15 protein-coding genes are annotated in these 16,835 nt (G+C 58.0%); 6 read left to right on the top strand and 9 right to left on the bottom strand.

Annotated elements, in window-relative coordinates:
* Positions 1–112 precede the first annotated feature (112 nt).
* From AC6I7J_RS21225 to AC6I7J_RS21195, 7 genes are all read right to left on the bottom strand, one after another.
* Positions 113–907 (bottom strand): hypothetical protein, encoded by a 795-nt coding sequence (locus tag AC6I7J_RS21225; protein WP_058770261.1) that lies wholly within the window; start codon positions 905–907, stop codon positions 113–115.
* Between the two features lie 34 nt (positions 908–941).
* Entirely contained in the window at positions 942–2,096 is a 1,155-nt protein-coding gene (locus AC6I7J_RS21220; protein WP_159377665.1) for an MFS transporter, read from the bottom strand.
* 500 nt (positions 2,097–2,596) lie between these two features.
* Positions 2,597–2,980, bottom strand: a complete 384-nt coding sequence (locus AC6I7J_RS21215) for a VOC family protein (protein WP_058759086.1) — start codon at positions 2,978–2,980, stop codon at positions 2,597–2,599.
* Between the two features lie 57 nt (positions 2,981–3,037).
* The gene (locus AC6I7J_RS21210; RefSeq protein WP_498007295.1) at positions 3,038–3,733 is read right to left on the bottom strand and encodes a helix-turn-helix transcriptional regulator; all 696 of its coding nucleotides are present in this window, start codon (positions 3,731–3,733) and stop codon (positions 3,038–3,040) included.
* 40 nt (positions 3,734–3,773) lie between these two features.
* Complete coding sequence (locus tag AC6I7J_RS21205; protein ID WP_498007294.1) at positions 3,774–5,090, bottom strand: MmgE/PrpD family protein; 1,317 nt, start codon at positions 5,088–5,090, stop codon at positions 3,774–3,776.
* On the bottom strand, positions 5,087–6,238 hold the full coding sequence (locus AC6I7J_RS21200; RefSeq protein ID WP_264251808.1) for an amidohydrolase: 1,152 nt from the start codon (positions 6,236–6,238) through the stop codon (positions 5,087–5,089). The genes AC6I7J_RS21205 and AC6I7J_RS21200 overlap by 4 nt, the downstream gene beginning before the upstream one ends.
* Complete coding sequence (locus tag AC6I7J_RS21195; RefSeq protein WP_021509027.1) at positions 6,235–6,780, bottom strand: GNAT family N-acetyltransferase; 546 nt, start codon at positions 6,778–6,780, stop codon at positions 6,235–6,237. Before AC6I7J_RS21195 ends, AC6I7J_RS21200 begins: the two co-directional genes overlap by 4 nt.
* Positions 6,781–7,034: 254 nt before the next feature.
* On the opposite strand from AC6I7J_RS21195, the gene AC6I7J_RS21190 reads away from it, so the two are divergent.
* Genes AC6I7J_RS21190 through AC6I7J_RS21180 form a run of 3 tightly spaced genes read left to right on the top strand, consistent with a single transcriptional unit; the run spans position 7,035 to position 10,658 of the window.
* Positions 7,035–8,105 (top strand): iron-containing alcohol dehydrogenase family protein, encoded by a 1,071-nt coding sequence (locus AC6I7J_RS21190; protein WP_498007293.1) that lies wholly within the window; start codon positions 7,035–7,037, stop codon positions 8,103–8,105.
* Between the two features lie 34 nt (positions 8,106–8,139).
* Complete coding sequence (locus AC6I7J_RS21185) at positions 8,140–9,438, top strand: LLM class flavin-dependent oxidoreductase (protein WP_058770255.1); 1,299 nt, start codon at positions 8,140–8,142, stop codon at positions 9,436–9,438.
* A 20-nt stretch (positions 9,439–9,458) separates the two neighbouring features.
* Positions 9,459–10,658, top strand: a complete 1,200-nt coding sequence (locus AC6I7J_RS21180; protein WP_498007292.1) for an aminotransferase class I/II-fold pyridoxal phosphate-dependent enzyme — start codon at positions 9,459–9,461, stop codon at positions 10,656–10,658.
* A 169-nt stretch (positions 10,659–10,827) separates the two neighbouring features.
* On the opposite strand, the gene AC6I7J_RS21175 is transcribed toward AC6I7J_RS21180, so the two are convergent.
* Positions 10,828–11,229, bottom strand: coding sequence for an H-NS family histone-like protein (locus tag AC6I7J_RS21175; protein WP_021509031.1), 402 nt, complete (start codon positions 11,227–11,229; stop codon positions 10,828–10,830).
* Positions 11,230–11,942: 713 nt separating this feature from the next.
* Between AC6I7J_RS21175 and fhuE the strand changes: the two genes are divergently transcribed.
* Complete coding sequence (gene fhuE, locus AC6I7J_RS21170) at positions 11,943–14,141, top strand: ferric-rhodotorulic acid/ferric-coprogen receptor FhuE (RefSeq protein ID WP_088517323.1); 2,199 nt, start codon at positions 11,943–11,945, stop codon at positions 14,139–14,141.
* 134 nt (positions 14,142–14,275) lie between these two features.
* Here the strand turns inward: fhuE and AC6I7J_RS21165 are convergent, their stop codons facing one another.
* Positions 14,276–15,175 carry a nickel/cobalt transporter gene (locus AC6I7J_RS21165; RefSeq protein ID WP_498007475.1) on the bottom strand — a complete coding sequence of 300 codons (900 nt, stop codon included), beginning with the start codon at positions 15,173–15,175 and terminating at the stop codon, positions 14,276–14,278.
* Positions 15,176–15,335: 160 nt separating this feature from the next.
* Here AC6I7J_RS21165 and fetA point away from each other — a divergent pair, with 160 nt between their 5' ends.
* On the top strand, positions 15,336–16,004 hold the full coding sequence (fetA, locus tag AC6I7J_RS21160; RefSeq protein WP_498007291.1) for an iron efflux ABC transporter ATP-binding subunit FetA: 669 nt from the start codon (positions 15,336–15,338) through the stop codon (positions 16,002–16,004).
* A complete protein-coding gene (gene fetB / locus AC6I7J_RS21155) occupies positions 15,991–16,752 on the top strand; it encodes an iron efflux ABC transporter permease subunit FetB (RefSeq protein WP_498007290.1) in 762 nt (253 codons plus the stop codon). The genes fetA and fetB overlap by 14 nt, the downstream gene beginning before the upstream one ends.
* Positions 16,753–16,835 lie beyond the last annotated feature (83 nt).

The following is a 16,835-nucleotide window of genomic DNA, read 5'->3' as shown; positions in this document are numbered from 1 at the left end:
GCGAATGGCGGGCTGGCCAGGCGTTGAGGTGCCGGGCCAGCCACAACCGCACACCAACCCTGCGCGGGCGTGATGATGCAGTCTGACCGGCCTCCGCCGGTCATGGCAAACTTCAGCCAACGTTGCCGGCAATCGTCAGATAGTCGGTATACATTTGCGGTGCGCCGGAGAACGAGGCCATGGTGCGCCATTCATCATACATACGCTCGCTCTCCTGATGGTTTTTCACAAACGTCAGCGATTTTTCAGTTGAGACGTCCATCGCCGGATGGAAGCTGTTGAGCGAGTCGAGGCTTTCGATCACCAGCATCACCGCATACTGCTCACTTCGATTACCGCCGGTGCCCTTCAGCATGTGAAACTTCCAGCCGGGATAGTCATCAATGCGCGCGACGTTCTCAATCATAAAGCGATCAAAGTCGGCAGCCGTCACGCCAGCGCGTAGTGCCAGATGATGAAAACCGACCACGCGTGCCACCGCAGGTTGAGCATCGGGCTGAAAGTTCGGGCCGGGCGGCAGTGAACTGTGGCGGTTTTCTGCCAGCAGCGAGAAGGTGGAGAACAGCGTTGGTAACTCCCCATAGGTAGCAAAGTTTTTCCACTCCTCAAGCAGCGCGCACGCCTCGGGCCGTTGTTGCCAGAAGGCGATGGCCTCAGCCGTGAGTTCGCCAGCCGGTGTGATATAGCGGTCATAGTCTGCCTGGCTGGGAGCCTGATACAGCATCAGGTATTGTTCCTGGCGTTCGCCACGCAGGCCTTTTAACAGCGACCATTGCCAGCCCGGATAAGCAGGAATCTGCGTGCCGCGCGCCTTGAGAAAGGCTTCGAAGGTCGCGGCATTAACGCCTTTCTTCAGATTGAGCCCGACGTAGTGCAGGCTGAACACCGGTTGCGTTGAGGTTGTCATAGAAACTCCTTGTGAATATGACAGGGCAGAGGCGCTATTTCGCTGCCAGAGCGAAACGCGCCGCGAAAGTCACCAGCAGCAACATCACGATGCCGGCGCTGAGCGTGGTGGTCAGGGACGTAAGCTGGGCGCTAAAGCCAATCAGCGCCGGGCCCAGCAGTAGCCCGGAGTAACCGCACAGCGTGACGGCCGGTATGGCGTAATGCGCGGCGACAGTGCGCTGGTTACCCGCCGCGTTGAATAAAATCGGCACGATATTGGCCAGACCGATACCCACCAGCACAAAGCCGAGCAGGGCACTCCACAGCCAGACGGAAAAAATCGCTAATGCCAGCCCTCCGCTGGCGACGAGACCGCCCCAGGTGAGCACGCGGCGACTGCCATAGTGATTAATCAGCCGATCGCCAAACAGGCGCAGCGTGGCGACAGCCGTGGCGTACAGCGTGAAGCTGAAACCGGCCAGCTGCATCGACATGGCGCGCTCACTGTTCACAAACACCGCTGACCAGTCGAGCATGGCGCCTTCGGTGAGGAACAGCAGGAAACACAGCAGGGCAATCAGCACCACGTTACGGTGCGTCAGGGCGCGCAGCGTACCGCGCGTTGGTTTTGCATCCGTGCGGCGACGGGGCAACAGGGCGGTATGGCTCATCAGCAGCAGCAATAAAATCAACACACACAGCGGCAGCAGCGCCAGCAGAGGCGCAACCTGCAGCCACAGCAGCAGACTCACCGCGCCGGCGCCAGCAATGCTGCCAAGACTGTAAAAGCCGTGAAAGCCCGACATCTTGCTGACCCCGGCCTCGCGCTCCACGATCACCGCCTGATAATTCATGCTGACATCCATCAGTCCGTTGATCGCGCCGAAGAGCAACAGCGCGCCCGCCATCGGCAGTGGTGAGGACAGCAGCATCAGCAGCGGCAGATCCAGGGCCAGTCCGGCACCGCACAGCAGCAGCAGTGTGCGACAGCCAAAGCGGGCAATCAGCGCGCCGGTAAAGGGCATAACTGACATGGAGCCTGCAGCGATACAGAACAGCAGCAGCCCCAGCATGCCGTCATTGATCGCCAGCTGCGCTTTGGCGAAGGGAATAAGCGGCGCCCAGGCGGCCATGCCCAGTCCGGCGATAAAAAATAGCGTGCGCGTCGCGCGCTGCTGGCGCAGGTTAAGCAGATTACTGTTCATCATCACATCCCGGTGTAGTACGGCGTTTAATCGCCTGGCCTTATCCATGGTCGGGCTACAGGTACACTGCAGCCTGTGCAGAGGCCCATAAAAACGTAATTAATATTTAACAGTAACAAGACTTGTCCTGGAAATGACGTAGCGTGTTCAGGTGGCTGTATTCAGTAGATTTTATTTATGGCATACACGGAAGGCATTTTAAAAAAGCGCGATGTGGGATGGGAGCGGTAATGACGGGTAAAGTCAACGATGACAAGAATTACTTTAATAAACTGAAATATATGGTAATTAGCCTGAGGTAATACAAGCTTCTCGCGCACTGTGTAGCGGTGCAACTTATTGCGCGATAAATCGCACCGCTATCCACCAGGATGAATTACCTGCACGTTGCTTAACTGAACAGCAGCGTTAATGTCATTAACCGGCAATTAAGAATATAAATATAGTTAATGATTTATCAGCGCGGTTAACAACCTGTAATCGTCAGCGCCAGGTCTCTTCACTTACTCATCCAGCTGTAAATAGCAGACACGCAGGCGGTGCCCGTCCGGGTCCAGCGCGGTAAAGGTGTAGCCAAAGTCCATGCGCACCGGCGATTGAATGATGGTGATTTCGCGCAGCACGCCCCATTCGTGATAAAGAAAATCGACATCGTCTTTGCGCGCGGTTTTAAACACAATTTCGCTACGCGCTGCACTGGCGGGCAGAGAGAGTGCGGGTTCAACGGTATACTGCGACCAGATACCCAGTTTAAAGCCGCTCTCAAACACAAACATGGCAAAGGTCGGGCTGAGTTCTGCGGGTTTGATGTCGAACAGCGCGGCATAAAAGTCAGCACTTTTCACGACGTTGGGCACATAAATAATGGTCATGTTAGCGGTAAGCATGGTGATCTCCTTGTGTGTTTACCGCTGCATAGTAGGGGGAGGCTGTGACAGATTTTGTCAGGAGTCTACCGGGTACCGCAGATTCTGATAATCCCGCCAGCGCTTCAGCAACTGATGACGCGTGCCGGGATAGAGTTCGCTGGTGACGCTGATCGCTTCAATGCGGTCGACGCGGAAGTTGCGGAACTCCTGGCGCAGTTCGCACCAGCCGCACAGCAGGCGCACGCGTTCAAAGTAGCCAATCACTACCGGCCAGATGGTGCGCGTGGAGAGGTTATCCTGCAGATCTTTGTAGCGCAGGCTGATCTTGCTGCGCTGATGGATTGCCTGGCGAATCTGCGGCAGATGGGTTTCGAACAAGGCTTCGCCCTGGGAGGCGATCAGCAGCGACTGGTGATCGATACTCTGCGTAAGATGGGACGGAATCACAGCCTGGACTTTGGCCAGCGCATGGCGCGCGGCGGACTTAAGCTCATCGTCGGTGTGTCGGGTGACCCAGTTGAGCCCGAGCACCAGCGCATCAATCTCCTGCCGGGAAAACATCAGCGGCGGCAAATGGCCGTCGGATTTCAGCAAATAGCCAACGCCCGCGCTGCCCTCAATCTCCACGCCCTGCTGCTGCAAACTAAGAATGTCACGATAGACGGTGCGCATGCTGATGTGCAGCTGTTCGGCGATACGCTGCGCGGTCAGCGGATAGCGATGACAGCGCAGCAATTGCAGCAGTTCAGGAAGCCGCTGAGTTTTAGACATGATACGCCAGCCTTAAGCGAAGAACGCGCGCCGCCAGGATTCAGGCGCGCAACAGTTGGCTTAATGTAGCCAAATCCGCCGTGCTTTGCAGCTCGCTGATAGCCAGTAACTGCTGCTGGCGCGCCGGCACTTCATGGCGCAGCGCCTGACGCAGTTTGGCCGCCACATCTACGCCATCCGCCAGCGACTGCTGCCGCGTGCGGCGCTGCTGCAGCTGACGACCCTCTTTCAGCGTCAGCGTGACGAGATGAAAACGCCGCGCCGGGTTGAGCGCATCGGGCGGCGCGGACGCATCCGGCGTGCGACGCACTTTGGCCGCCAGCGGCATAACCGCCGGATTGAGTGCACCTTCGGCAAAATCTTCCAGCCGTAAATCGTCGTACATCAGCATGGCGGCGATCACGTACTCCAGGCTAAAGCGTGCTTCGATGCCGTTAGCCGGCACGCGAACTGCCGCCGCGATGTCACCACCCGGCGGGAAGGCGACCGTGATGTCATCAATATTTTCCAGCAGCAAGTCCAGCGAGTGGCCTTCCGCCAGCCAGGCGCGCCGCAGCAGACGTGCCGCTTCGGCAGCGCTGTGAGTTCCGGCGCAGGTGGGGAAGGGTTTGAACTCCAGACCGGGGGTACTGATGCGCCACGGCGCGCCCCAGTTTTCCACCAGCCGTTGCGGCTGCGCCTCGCCGTTACTGCTGGCGGCGAGAAACGCGTCGAGCACGCCTTCATGCCGGCCATCGAATTTCGCCAGCGTCAGCTGCGCCGCCATCACCGCACGCTCTGCCGCCAGTCCGGCGTGCAGCGGCTTCACCGCTGAACCAAACTGAGCGCGCAGTCCGCTGGCCTGGGTCGCCGCGATGCCGATCAGCGTGGCGCAGTCGGTTGCATTAAGCTGCAGCAGACGTGCCAGCGCGGCCGCCGCCGCCAGCGTGCCCAGCGTGGCCGTGTTGTGATAACCCAGCGCATAGTGCTGCTGGCTGGCGGCCAGTCCCAGCCGGCCAGCCACTTCCACGCCGATGACATAGGCATCAAGGAACGCTTCGGCAGTGGCGGGCTGCTGCTGCTGCCAGGCAAACAGCGCGGGCAGAATCGCCACGCTGGGATGGCCACGAAAATCGGCATGGAAATCATCGTAATCCAGCGCATGGCCGGCATAGCCCAGCAGTAACGCCTGTGAGCGTACGCTGCCGTCGCCATAAACCTGTCGCAGCGCCGGTAAGCCGCTGTCCGGCACCTGCTGCTGTAACACCGGCCAGCTCACGGCGAGAAAATCCTGTATGCCAATGCGCGCGGCATCACGTGCCGCCGCATCCGGCTGGCTTTGCAGGATGCGCTCAGCCAGCGCGTGGCTCAGGTTCATGCCCGCTCCAGACTGCGCAGCGCCGCCACGGCGAGCTGCGCGAGGTAGCGTGAGGTGGGCAGTAACACCGCATCATTGATGCGAAAAGCCGGATGGTGCAGCGCATAAGGTTCGCCAGTGCCGATCATCACAAAGGCGCCGGGCAGTTGTTGCTGATAAAAAGCAAAATCTTCGCCGATCGGGCTGGCTTCTACCACGCGCGCCTCAAGTCCGCTGGCGGTGGCCTGTTGCAGAGCAAAATCCGCCCAGTGCGCATCATTCACTACCGCAGGCGGACCGGCGTGCCAGTTAAACTCAACCTCTGCGGCAAAAGCCGCACCTAGGCCGAGCACGATTTCGCGGAAGCGCTGCTCCAGTCGCTCACGCGTGGCCTGTGAGAAGGTGCGCACCGTGCCTTCCAGCCAGGCGCTGTCCGGAATAACGTTCCAGGTGCTGCCGCTGTGCAGCTGGGTGATCGACACCACCGCGTTGTCAGCGGAGGGGGCGTTACGGCTAATCAGCGTTTGCGCCGCGGAGACAATCTGCGCCGCGATAACGATCGGATCGTTGCCCTGATGCGGTTTGGCAGCATGGCTGCCGGTGCCGGTGATGCGGATATCGAAGCGATCTACCGCCGCGGTCAGCGCGCCGGCTTTGCTGCCCACCACGCCAGGCGGCAGCGACGGATCGTTGTGAATGCCGAAAATCGCCACCGCCTCCTGCAGCGCGCCGGTGGCGATGACATCCGGCGCGCCCTGGCCGGTCTCTTCGGCGGCCTGGAACAGAATCCGCACGCGGCCGGGCAGCGTTGCCTCCTGCTGCTTAAGCAGAATCGCCGCGCCAAGTGCAGCGGAAGCGTGAAAATCGTGGCCGCAGGCATGCATCACGCCGGGACGCTCCGAGCGAAAAGCGACGTCCGACTGCTCCTCAATCGGCAGCGCATCAATATCCGAACGCAGCACAATCAGCGGTCCCTGTGCCGGGCCGACCTCCGCCACCAGACCGGTTTTCAGTGGCAAATCAACGATGCGAATCTGGTGCTGTTCCAGCTGCTGGCGCAGGCGGGCGGTAGTTTCAAACTCCTGATTAGAGAGTTCCGGAAAACGGTGCAGTTCGTGGCGAAAGGCGATCAGCTGCTCGCCCAGCGCTGTTTCATTCAGTTGGCTCATGCCTGGCTTCCTTGTGATGCCGCCTGGCGCGTCAGCCAGGCATCGTGCGCGGTTTCATCCAGCACTTTTTTCATATATTGCGTGATGTGGCCTTTGCCGAGATCGGTGGTGTGCATGAGCACAAAACCGCGCTTGCGATACATATCAATTAGCCACGGATGGCTGATGGCGGTACCGAGCGATACCGCCGGTGCGCGTAACTGGCCGCGTAAAATTTCCTGCTCCAGACGATCCTGAACCTGGCGGCCAAACTGCTGCCCCGCATAGTCCGGGTGGGCGCCAAACCAGCCGATGTGCGGCAGGCCGAACGGACCCGGCAGCGGGCCCCATGGATAACGCACGGTGACCGAGGAGACCATCACGCCCTGGGCATACAGCGCGTACACGCCGTGGCTTTGCAGATGCCGCAGCGTTTTCTCGCGGTCGGCGGTGGCCGCATCAAATTTGATCCCCAGCGCCAGCGTGGGCGCATAGGCGGCATGCATCAGCGCCTGATAAGTGTCCACTTCGTCTTCAGTGACCTGACGAAACTCAAGTGTCATAGCTATCCCTTGGAAAACCGCCCGGCGGGCGATAAAAGAAAGAAGGCTCAGGGTAGCAGTAAAGCGCTGACGGGCTATATGTGAAATCCGGATAAGCTAATGCAAATTTGTGAAAATGAAATGGCGGCTTTTTCATTGCACAAATCGCCATTTACCGTAGTATGCATAAAATACATAGCGCTATAACTATTTCGCATTAATCCTCTGAAATATAACAATTTTGTTATGGCGTTTTTCCTAATCAGGGTGACAACGTGTTAGCGATTAAATCTCCGCGTGCCTACGCACACGAACCGGGACTGCGTGCGCGCACCGGTGAATTCATTAAACCTTATGCTACGCATATCCGTATTTTCACCTCTCCGCGCGCCTGGCAGGCGGTTAATCCGCAATTAACGCAAAGTCTGGAAACCTGTGGTATTCGCTGGGAAATCGAGTATTTGCACGGCGAATGCACCGATGCGGCCATTGATACGCTGAAAAGCAATCTGCAACAGCAGCAGGCTGAACTGTTGCTGGCAATTGGCGGCGGGCGCGTACTGGATGCGGCTAAAGCGGTCGGCAGTCAGTTACCGGAAATCACCGTCGTCAATTTCGCCACCGTCGCGGCGACCTGTGCCGCCTGGTCACCGGTAGCGATTATTTATGACGCGCAGGGCGGCCACGTGCGCAGCCAGCCGCTGGGCAAAATGCCTGAACTGGTACTGGTAGACAGCGAAGTGATTGCGCAAAGTGATGTGCGTTACCTCAAAGCGGGCATCGTTGACGCGCTGGCTAAATACTACGAGTTCTCTCCTTATCTGCGGCACAACCCCCACGATCTCGCCCTCGATCTTAAAGTGATGACCGCGCAGCGCGCGCTGGATGTTTATCGCCAGCACGGTGCCGCCGCCGTGCTGGCCAACCAGCAACAGCAGGTGACGCCGGAACTGGTGAAGGTGATCGATGCCAGTATTGTGCTGGCCGGCCTGGCCAACAGTGTGCGTGACGTGCTGCCAACGCCAGGCTTTGCCCATGCGATTCATAACCGTCTGACCCATCAGCCAGAGCTGCACCACTGGCTGCACGGTGAAAAAGTCGGTTACAGCCTGCTGGTGCAGTCGCTGATTGAGCACGACGGTGAGCCGGACGCCGCGCTGCTGGCGCTGCTGCGACAGTATGATATGCCGCTGACCTTAGCGCCGCTGCACGGTGATCGTCGCGCAGCCATCAGAAGCATTGCTGAACAGATCAAATTCCCGGCGTCCAGCGCCGAACGTCTGCCGTTCCGCATCAGCGCGGATGCCTTAGAGCAGGCGCTGCTGGCGACCGAGAACGCCTTTTAATTGTTATTGACCCTTTTATTGACCAGGAAAAAATATGGCTACTTCATCTTCACGCCGCATCCGTTTAGGGCTGTTTGTGCAACCGGTAGGACAGCACGTGAGCGGCTGGCGGCTGACGGAAAATCTGGGCGATCCGACGGATATTGACTGGCTGATCACCATCGCGAAAAAAGCCGAAGCCGGTAAGTTTGATCTGTTCTTCGTGGGTGATGCACTGGCGACCAGCATGTATCGTCTGCCTTCCACCATGGCGCGTCTGGAGCCGTTAACGCTGCTGTCGGCGCTGGCGGTCAACACCAAACGCATTGGCCTGGCGGCGACCGCCTCGACTACCTTCAGCGACCCGTTCACCATGGCACGCAGCTTCTCGTCGCTGGACCACATTAGCCGCGGCCGCGCCGCCTGGAACGTGGTGACGTCGTTCTCTACCGATGTGGCGCGTAACTTCAGCCGCAGCGATATGCCTAATCATGCGGAGCGCTACGCGCGCGCCCGTGAATTCCTTGATGTCACCTATAAGCTGTGGGACGGCTGGCAGGCGGGGGCGGTGCAGCCCAACAAAGAGACCGGTCAGTACTTCATTGATGACAAAATTCAGCCGATTAACCACGTCGGCGAGCATTTCCAGGTGCAGGGCCCGCTGAACATTACCCGCTCACCGCAGGGGCGTCCGGTGATTATCGAAGCCGGTTCTTCCAGCGATGGGCAGAAGCTGGCGGCAGAGACCGCCGAGGTGATTTTCACCGCCTCGGCCAGCCTGGAAGAAGCACAGAGCTTCTACCGTTCGCAGAAAGATCAGGTGATTGCCGCCGGACGCAATCCGGATCATGTGGTGATCATGCCTGGCGTGATGCCGATTGTTGGCCGCACGCGCGAAGAGGCCAAAGCGCTGTGGAAAGAGCTCAACACGCTGGTTGATATCGACAACGGTCTGCGTCAGCTCTCGCTGCGTTTCAATATGGATCTGAGCCAGTATCCGCTCGACGGTCCGGTGCCGGAAGTGCCGCTGGGTGAAGGCAACCAGAGCCGCGTGAAACTGATGACCGACATGGCGAAACGTGAAAATCTGACGCTGCGCGAACTGGCCGCGGTAGCTGCCGGATCGCGTGGTCACCGGGTAATCGTCGGTACCGCACAGGATATTGCCGATGACTTTGAGCTGTGGCTCAACGAGGGCGGCGCCGATGGTTTCAACATCATGCCGGCGATTATGTCCGAGCAGCTGGATTTGTTTGTGGAGCTGGTGATTCCGGAACTGCGCCGTCGCGGTCTGTTCCGCGAAGAGTACGAGTTCGCCACGCTGCGTGAAAACCTCGGCCTGCCGGTGGTGTGAGAGACAGACAGGAGCGAAACATGATCACCCTATCGAAGCGCGTACAGTCTGTGTCGCTCTCGGCTAACGCGGCTGCACGTCAGCTGACGCGCCAGCTAAAAGAGCAGGGCGTGGATATTCTTGACCTCACCACCGGTGAGCCGGATTTTGATACGCCCGCGCACATCCGTGCCGCCGCCAGCGCCGCGATGGATGGCGGTGAAACCCGTTATACGCCGACCAATGGCACCACCGCGCTGCGTAAAGCGGTGCAGGCCAAACTGGCGCGCGAGAACCAGCTGCAGTACGCGCTGGTTCAAATCTGTATCGCCAACGGCGCAAAGCAAATCATCTTCAACGCGTTTGCCGCGACGCTAAACGACGGCGACGAGGTGATTGTGCCCACGCCATACTGGCCAACTTTCCCGGACAGCGTGCGCTTCAACGGTGGCGAGGCGGTGCTGCTGCCTTGTCCGCTTGAGCAGCAGTACAAGCTGCAGCCGGCGCAGCTGGCGCAGGCGATCACTGAGAAAACCCGCTGGCTGGTGCTGAACAATCCCGGCAATCCCTCTGGCATGGTGTATAGCGCACAGGAGTTGCAGGCCCTGGCGACGGTGCTGCGCGATCATCCCAATGTGCTGATTATGCTGGATGAGCTGTACGAACATATCCTGTTTGACGATCGTCAGCACGTTAGCCTGCTGCAGGTGGCGCCGGATCTGGCTGAACGCGTTTTGCTGGTGGGAGGCGTGTCGAAAACCTATGCCATGACCGGCTGGCGCATTGGCTTTGCTGCCGGACCGCAGCCGCTGATTGATGCCATGGTGGTGGTGCAGTCGCAGAACAGTTCTGGTGCCAGCGCCATCAGCCAGGCGGCGGCGGTTGCAGCCTTTAACGGTGGGCTCGATTTCCTGCTACCGCAGCGCGCCGCGTATCAGGCGCGACGCGATGTCATTGTGCAGCAGTTGCAGCAGGTGGCCGGCATTGAAGTGCTGCAACCTCAGGGCGCATTTTTTGTCTTTTGTCGCTGTGCTGGTCTGTTGGGAAAAACCCGGCCTGACGGCGCCGTACTGCATGATGAACAGGATGTGCTGAATTATCTGCTGGAGAGCGGTGTGTCCGGCGTGGCGGGCAGTGCTTACGGCCTGTCGCCGTATTTCCGTTTGTCGATCGCCACGGATATCGATAGCGTTGAGGAGGCGGGTAAACGCATTGCGCGCGCCTGTGCAGCGTTAATCTGACGGGCGGGTGTGGTAAGGCGTAATGGCCTGATCACCTCGCGGTACACTGTATGAAAGGAATGCATGAAAGGAATGCATGAAAGGATTGCATGAAAGCATTTAGGGTGCCGCGATACAGGGGCGGTGATGCGGCAATTAGCCGGTTCCGCCCCGATTTCCTGCGACTGGATTAAATCAGAAAATCATCCAGCGAACCGCCAGCGTCAATCGCTGACTTTATCGGCGAGGGAGTACGACCCTGACCGGTCCAGAATTTCTCATTACCCTGTTCGTCGGTAAATTTATACTTCGCCGGACGCGGTGCACGTTTTGCTTTGCTCTTCGTTTCACCCTGGTTTAATTGCGCCAGTTCATTAATTGTAATGCCGTCTTTGCGCAGCATCTCTTTATATAACGCCAGCTTCTCTTCTTTTTCGCGCTGTGCAGCACTCTCTGCCGCCGTCTCTTCGCGGCGTTCGGCGACCACCACGGCAAACTTCTCCAGCATTTCGTTTAATACCGCAACCTCAATATTACGTGCTTCAGCACGCAGCGTACGAAGATTGTTCAATGCCTTGAGTGCATCGCTCATGTATAAACCCTTATTACTGATATCACTGATTTGAAAGCGTGCATTCTACGGCAATTTTATTCAAATGAAAATATTCACCCGCCGACAGATTTGTCCGGAAATATGCCCCGACCTGTACAGTTTTTGATTGGGCGTAAAGATTTTTGTCTATTCATTGATTACGCATAAACATGTTAGCGGCTGATTTAATATTGCCAGCCATATACGTTAAGCCGTTCATTTAACATCGCGGCATCTCACACAATATACGTCACGGCGATTTACAGCTTAATAAATTGCGCCATGTTAACAACGCAGCGATTGCTGCAGGGATTAAAAGCATAACTGGTCAACCTTAGCGCAGAAAAGGAAATTTTATAAACACCTTTCCCATCGGCAGCGTAATTATAAATCAATGGCGGTGACCGGGTACCAGGCTGGTAAATGCGTGGTGTTCAGATGCCAGATCAGGATGCAGGCATAACCGTTCAGGCGGGGAGGCCATAGGTTACGCACCGGATGGCCCAGATTAAGGATGATTTCAGGCGTGATAGTTTCCTGTAAAGCAGCCTCAGGGCCGTTACTCCCTGAAGCATAAGATTTTTTCGCAGTGTAAAGGCGTCAGAAAGGCCGTAACAATTTCTTGCAATGTTAATCTTAATGCGTATATTTCTCATTTGCTTTCTTAACCAAATGCTCACCACAAAATAACGATAAGCCGATTGAGGAATATTATGTCTTGCAAAGAGATGCGCGTCAGGGACGCAGGTCTTGCGCCGCAGCGCGCGCTGCGCCTGTCACTGCTGGCAGTGCTGGTTGCCTCGGGTGTCGCTCAGGCGGCCGATACGCAAAACAGTGAGGCCACCCTGACCGTAGATGCCAGCGCCAGCGCAGAAGCGCAGCAGGCGCAGGCCGCAGCGGATTACAGCGTACCGGTGACGCGGGCCGGCACCAAAATGGCGCTGACCGCACGTGATATTCCCCAGTCGGTCACCATCGTCAGCAAGCAGCGCATGCAGGATCAACAGCTGCAGTCGCTGAATGACGTACTGAGCAACACCACCGGCATCCACGGTGTGGCCGCCGATATGGACCGCATAAATTACTATTCGCGCGGTTTTCTGATTGATAACTATATGACCGACGGCATTCCGACCGCGTTTGCCCAGCGCTGGAACCTCGGTGATGCGCAGACCGATACCGCGCTGTACGAACGCGTCGAAGTAGTGCGTGGCGCAACGGGCCTGCTGACCGGACCGGGCAATCCTTCCGCTGCCATCAACATGGTGCGTAAACATGCCGACAGCAAAGAGTTTACCGGTAGCCTTGAAGCTGGCTATGGCAGCTGGAATAAGCAGCGTTACGTCGCCGATCTTTCTGCACCGCTGTCACCGGAAGGCAACGTGCGCGGTCGCCTGGTGGCCGGCTATGAAGACAAAAACAGCTTCATTGAACGCTACGGTGCCGATAAGAAGTTTATCTACGGCGTGGTCGACGCTGATGTGACGGACGCCACCAGACTGTCTGTTGGTTATGAATTCAGCCAGGTAAATACCGATTCACCGATGTGGGGCGGTGCGCCGCGCTGGTACACCGACGGCACGCAGATCCACTCCCGTCGCGGCTATAACACCGCACCTGAATGGGCTTACAACAACAAAGAAAATAAAAAGGTCTTTGTTAACCTGCAGCAGAATTTCGATAACGGCTGGAACATCACCCTTAACGGCACGCATAACGAGATGTTCCTCGACAGCAAGCAGCTGTATCTCGACGGTTACTTCGATAAAACCACTGGCGCAGGCGTCTCTGGCTATGCCGGCTATCCGGTGGTGGGCGGAACCGGCTACAACACCGGCAAACGTAAGGTGGATGCGGTAGACGCCTTCGCCAGCGGTCCTTATGAACTGCTGGGCCGCCAGCATGAACTGATGGTCGGGGTGAACTACAGCCGTCAGGACAACAAATATTACAGCGCCTGGGCCAACATTTCGTCAGCCGAGCTGGGCAACTTCAACCAGTTTAACGGCGATTTCCCGGAAACCGACTGGAATCCGCGTGAACCTGCGGCCGACACCCAACTGGTACGGCAGAAGTCAGCGTATCTTGCGACGCGCATCAATCTGGCCGATCCGCTGCACCTGATTGTCGGGGCGCGCTACACCAACTGGAACCGCCAGACGCTGACGGCAGAGATGGAGAAAAACAACATCACGCCGTACGGGGGGGTGATTTGGGACTTCTACGATAACTGGTCTGCCTACGCCAGCTACACTTCGGTGTTCCAGCCGCAGGATTATCAGGATGCGTCAGGCGCTTATCTCTCGCCGGTGATTGGCAAAAACTACGAAGCCGGCGTGAAGTCTGACTGGTTCAACAGCCGTCTGACCACCTCGGTATCGATCTTCCGCACCGAACTGGATAACGTCGGTCAGAGCACCGGACAGACCAATGCGCAGACCGGTAACACCATTTACGTGGCGAAGAAGGGCGTGGTAAGTCGTGGCGTCGAGTTTGAGGTGAATGGGGCGCTGACCGATAACTGGCAGATGACCTTTGGCGGGACTTCGTATGTGGCGGAAGACGCCAACGGCGATCGCTATAATTCACAGCTGCCGCGCACGTCGTTCAACCTGTTCACCAGCTATCGCCTGCCGATGCTGGACCAGCTGACGCTGGGCGGCGGGGTGAACTGGCAGGCGGGAACTTACGCGGATATCAGTGGCCCGGATGGCAATGGCACCTGGCGCACCCGACAGGGCAGCTATGCGCTGGTGGATCTGTTCGCGCGCTACGACGTGACCAAAAACCTCAGCCTGCAAGCCAACCTGAATAACCTGTTCGACAAAGAATACGACGAAAACGTCGACAGCACCGGCATCGTCTACGGCGAACCGCGCAATTTTATGCTGTCCGCGAAATACCGTTTCTGATCATTAAGCCAGAGCCCAAAGCGGCACCTGACGTTCCCTCTCCCTGGGAACAGGCCGCACCTGACATTCCCTCTCCCGCGTGCGGGAGAGGGTTAGGGTGAGGGGAAAACCGCACCCACCCCAAACCATGCACCTCAGCATCCCGCCGCAATATAATCCCCGTTGGCACTCACCGGCACCACGGTAAAAAACAGCACCAGCGCAAACATCACCAGCAATATCCCACCGGCGATCCGTACCGCTCTCAGCAGCGATGCCGCCTGCGGCGAGCGCTCTGCCAGCCATAGCTGCCCGGCGCGCTGACGGTAATGCTGCACAAACAGTGCCAGCGCCACCAGCGCCATGCCGGTACCGAGCGCCATACTCATCACCGCCAGCATGCCCCAGCGCGTAATGCCGATGACGCTGGCGAACAGCAGCACCGTCAGCGCACCGCTGCACGGCCGCACGCCGGTGGCAATAATAATACCCGCCCAGCTTTTCCAGTCCCTGCCGTGCCCAGCCGCGACGCCATGCGCGTGGCCGCAATGATCATGATGATGCTCCGCTGGTGGCCTGCGCCAGGCTTGCAGCAGCAGCATCACGCCCAGCCCGGCAATGAACACAGCGCTGGCTTTCTCCAGATACCAGCGGCTCAGGCTGAGATCGCCGGTGGTCAGGTTAAAACCAACCGCCAGAATAAAGACAAAGGCAATCGCGCTCAGGCCCTGCACCAGGCTGCCCAGCAGCGGCACGCTCAGCGCCACGCCGCGCGGGGGCTGATGGGTGGTCAGCCAGGTGGTAACGATAAATTTACCGTGCCCGGGACCCACCGCGTGCAGAATGCCGTAAATGAAGGTCACGGCCAGCAACCACAGTCCGGCACTGTACTGGCCGCTATTGATTTGCAGTAAATGGGTAACCAGCAGCCGGTGCAGCTGAATCTGACTTTGCAGCCCCCATGCCTGAAACGCGCTCCAGTGCAACGACAGCAGCGTCAGCGCGCTCAGCAGCAGCACGCTCGCGCAGAGAAATCCGGTTTTGGTGGCGGTCATAGTAATGAAGAATGTGGTCCTGAATGTCACCAGCATGCGGATTTCTGCCGCGTTGTAAAGCCACGGCGGTTAAACGGCTGCCGCTCTCCGCATCGTGACGCATTCCCCTGCCTTGTGCAGCTGTCTATAATCTGCCGACAATTTCTCACGGATGCCTTTTATGTCTGCTGATTCTCCTTTGCTGGCGGTACAAGACGTCACGCTGGCCGTGCAGGGGCGCACCTTGCTGACGCCGGTATCACTGCAGCTGTACGCAGGTGAAACGCTGTTGCTCACCGGCCCGTCCGGCAGCGGCAAAAGCACGTTGCTGAAAATTATTGCCTCACTGCTGGAGCCCGATAGCGGCCAGATCCTGTTTCAGCAGCGGGATATTCACTCGCTGAAAGTCGAACACTATCGCCAGCAGGTCTCCTACTGTTTCCAGACACCGCAACTGTTTGGTGACACGGTCTACGATAACCTGGCGCTGCCGTGGCAACTGCGTCAGCAACAACCGTCGCGCGAGCAGCTTGTGGCGGCGTTGCGCAGTCTGCATTTATCCGGCGACATGCTGGACAAAAACGTTGCCGGACTCTCTGGCGGTGAAAAGCAGCGGGTGGCTTTGCTGCGCAATCTGCAGTTTCTGCCACAGATATTGTTGCTGGACGAAGTGACCAGCGCACTGGACGAGCCCAATAAACAACGGGTTAACCAGCTGATTGCCACGCTGGTGGCGGAAAAAGGGCTGGCGGTGATCCGCATCAGCCATGACGTACAGGAGATTGATGCCGCTGAGCGTATTCTGCGGCTGACCCCACCCGCAGCGGGAGAACAGCATGAATCAGCATAATATCAGCGACAGCTCGCTGCTGCTTTCACTCATGCTGGTGCTGGTGGCGCTGCTGATTAGCCAGAAAGAGAAGCTGGGGATGAGCAAAGACATTTTGTGGAGTGTCACGCGCGCCATTATCCAGCTGGTGATCGTCGGTTACGTGCTGAAGTCAATTTTCGATGTCAATAATGACTGGCTGACGCTGCTGATGGTGCTGTTTATCTGCGTCAATGCAGCGCTGAATGCGCGCAAACGCAGCCGGCAGATCGATCATGGTTTTATCATCGCGCTGGTGGCGATTACCAGCGGTACGGCACTGACACTAACGGTGCTGTTGCTGAGCGGCGCCATTGCCTTTGTTCCCATGCAGGTGATCCCCATTTCCGGCATGATTGCCGGTAACGCCATGGTGGCGGTCGGGCTGTGTTTCACCAATCTCAATCAGCGCTTTAGCGACAACCAGCAAAAAATCATGGAGATGCTCAGCCTGGGGGCACCAATCAAACGCGCATCCGCCGGGCTGATGCGTGACAGTATTCGTGCCGCGATGATCCCCACCGTTGACGGCGCGAAAACGGTGGGGCTGGTGAGTCTGCCAGGCATGATGTCCGGGTTGATTTTCGCCGGGATCGATCCGGTAAAGGCCATCAAGTACCAGATCATGGTGACGTTTATGCTGATTGCCACCGCCAGCCTGTCGACCATCATCGCGGCGTATCTGTCCTACCGTCGCTTTTACACCGCGCGGGCGCAGCTCAAACAGTAGATTACGCCTGAAACCGCAGCGCCACGCCGCTGGCCTGTTCCGCGCTGACCATGATGGCGTCTGGCATTTCCTGTCAGCGACGA

The sequence above is a fragment of the Type-C symbiont of Plautia stali genome, assembly GCF_059730935.1.
The sequence above is the reverse complement of the archived record's forward strand: the minus strand, read 5'-3'. Positions and strand labels throughout refer to the sequence as shown.

Bases quoted from the DNA above. Each gene is read 5' to 3' on its own strand.
- AC6I7J_RS21225 (WP_058770261.1), bottom strand. From the start codon at position 907: ATGACAACCTCAACGCAACCGGTGTTCAGCCTGCACTACGTCGGGCTC.
- AC6I7J_RS21220 (WP_159377665.1), bottom strand. From the start codon at position 2,096: ATGATGAACAGTAATCTGCTTAACCTGCGCCAGCAGCGCGCGACGCGC.
- AC6I7J_RS21215 (WP_058759086.1), bottom strand. From the start codon at position 2,980: ATGCTTACCGCTAACATGACCATTATTTATGTGCCCAACGTCGTGAAA.
- AC6I7J_RS21210 (WP_498007295.1), bottom strand. From the start codon at position 3,733: ATGTCTAAAACTCAGCGGCTTCCTGAACTGCTGCAATTGCTGCGCTGT.
- AC6I7J_RS21205 (WP_498007294.1), bottom strand. From the start codon at position 5,090: ATGAACCTGAGCCACGCGCTGGCTGAGCGCATCCTGCAAAGCCAGCCG.
- AC6I7J_RS21200 (WP_264251808.1), bottom strand. From the start codon at position 6,238: ATGAGCCAACTGAATGAAACAGCGCTGGGCGAGCAGCTGATCGCCTTT.
- AC6I7J_RS21195 (WP_021509027.1), bottom strand. From the start codon at position 6,780: ATGACACTTGAGTTTCGTCAGGTCACTGAAGACGAAGTGGACACTTAT.
- AC6I7J_RS21185 (WP_058770255.1), top strand. From the start codon at position 8,140: ATGGCTACTTCATCTTCACGCCGCATCCGTTTAGGGCTGTTTGTGCAA.
- AC6I7J_RS21180 (WP_498007292.1), top strand. From the start codon at position 9,459: ATGATCACCCTATCGAAGCGCGTACAGTCTGTGTCGCTCTCGGCTAAC.
- AC6I7J_RS21175 (WP_021509031.1), bottom strand. From the start codon at position 11,229: ATGAGCGATGCACTCAAGGCATTGAACAATCTTCGTACGCTGCGTGCT.
- fhuE (WP_088517323.1), top strand. From the start codon at position 11,943: ATGTCTTGCAAAGAGATGCGCGTCAGGGACGCAGGTCTTGCGCCGCAG.
- AC6I7J_RS21165 (WP_498007475.1), bottom strand. From the start codon at position 15,175: ATGACCGCCACCAAAACCGGATTTCTCTGCGCGAGCGTGCTGCTGCTG.
- fetA (WP_498007291.1), top strand. From the start codon at position 15,336: ATGTCTGCTGATTCTCCTTTGCTGGCGGTACAAGACGTCACGCTGGCC.
- fetB (WP_498007290.1), top strand. From the start codon at position 15,991: ATGAATCAGCATAATATCAGCGACAGCTCGCTGCTGCTTTCACTCATG.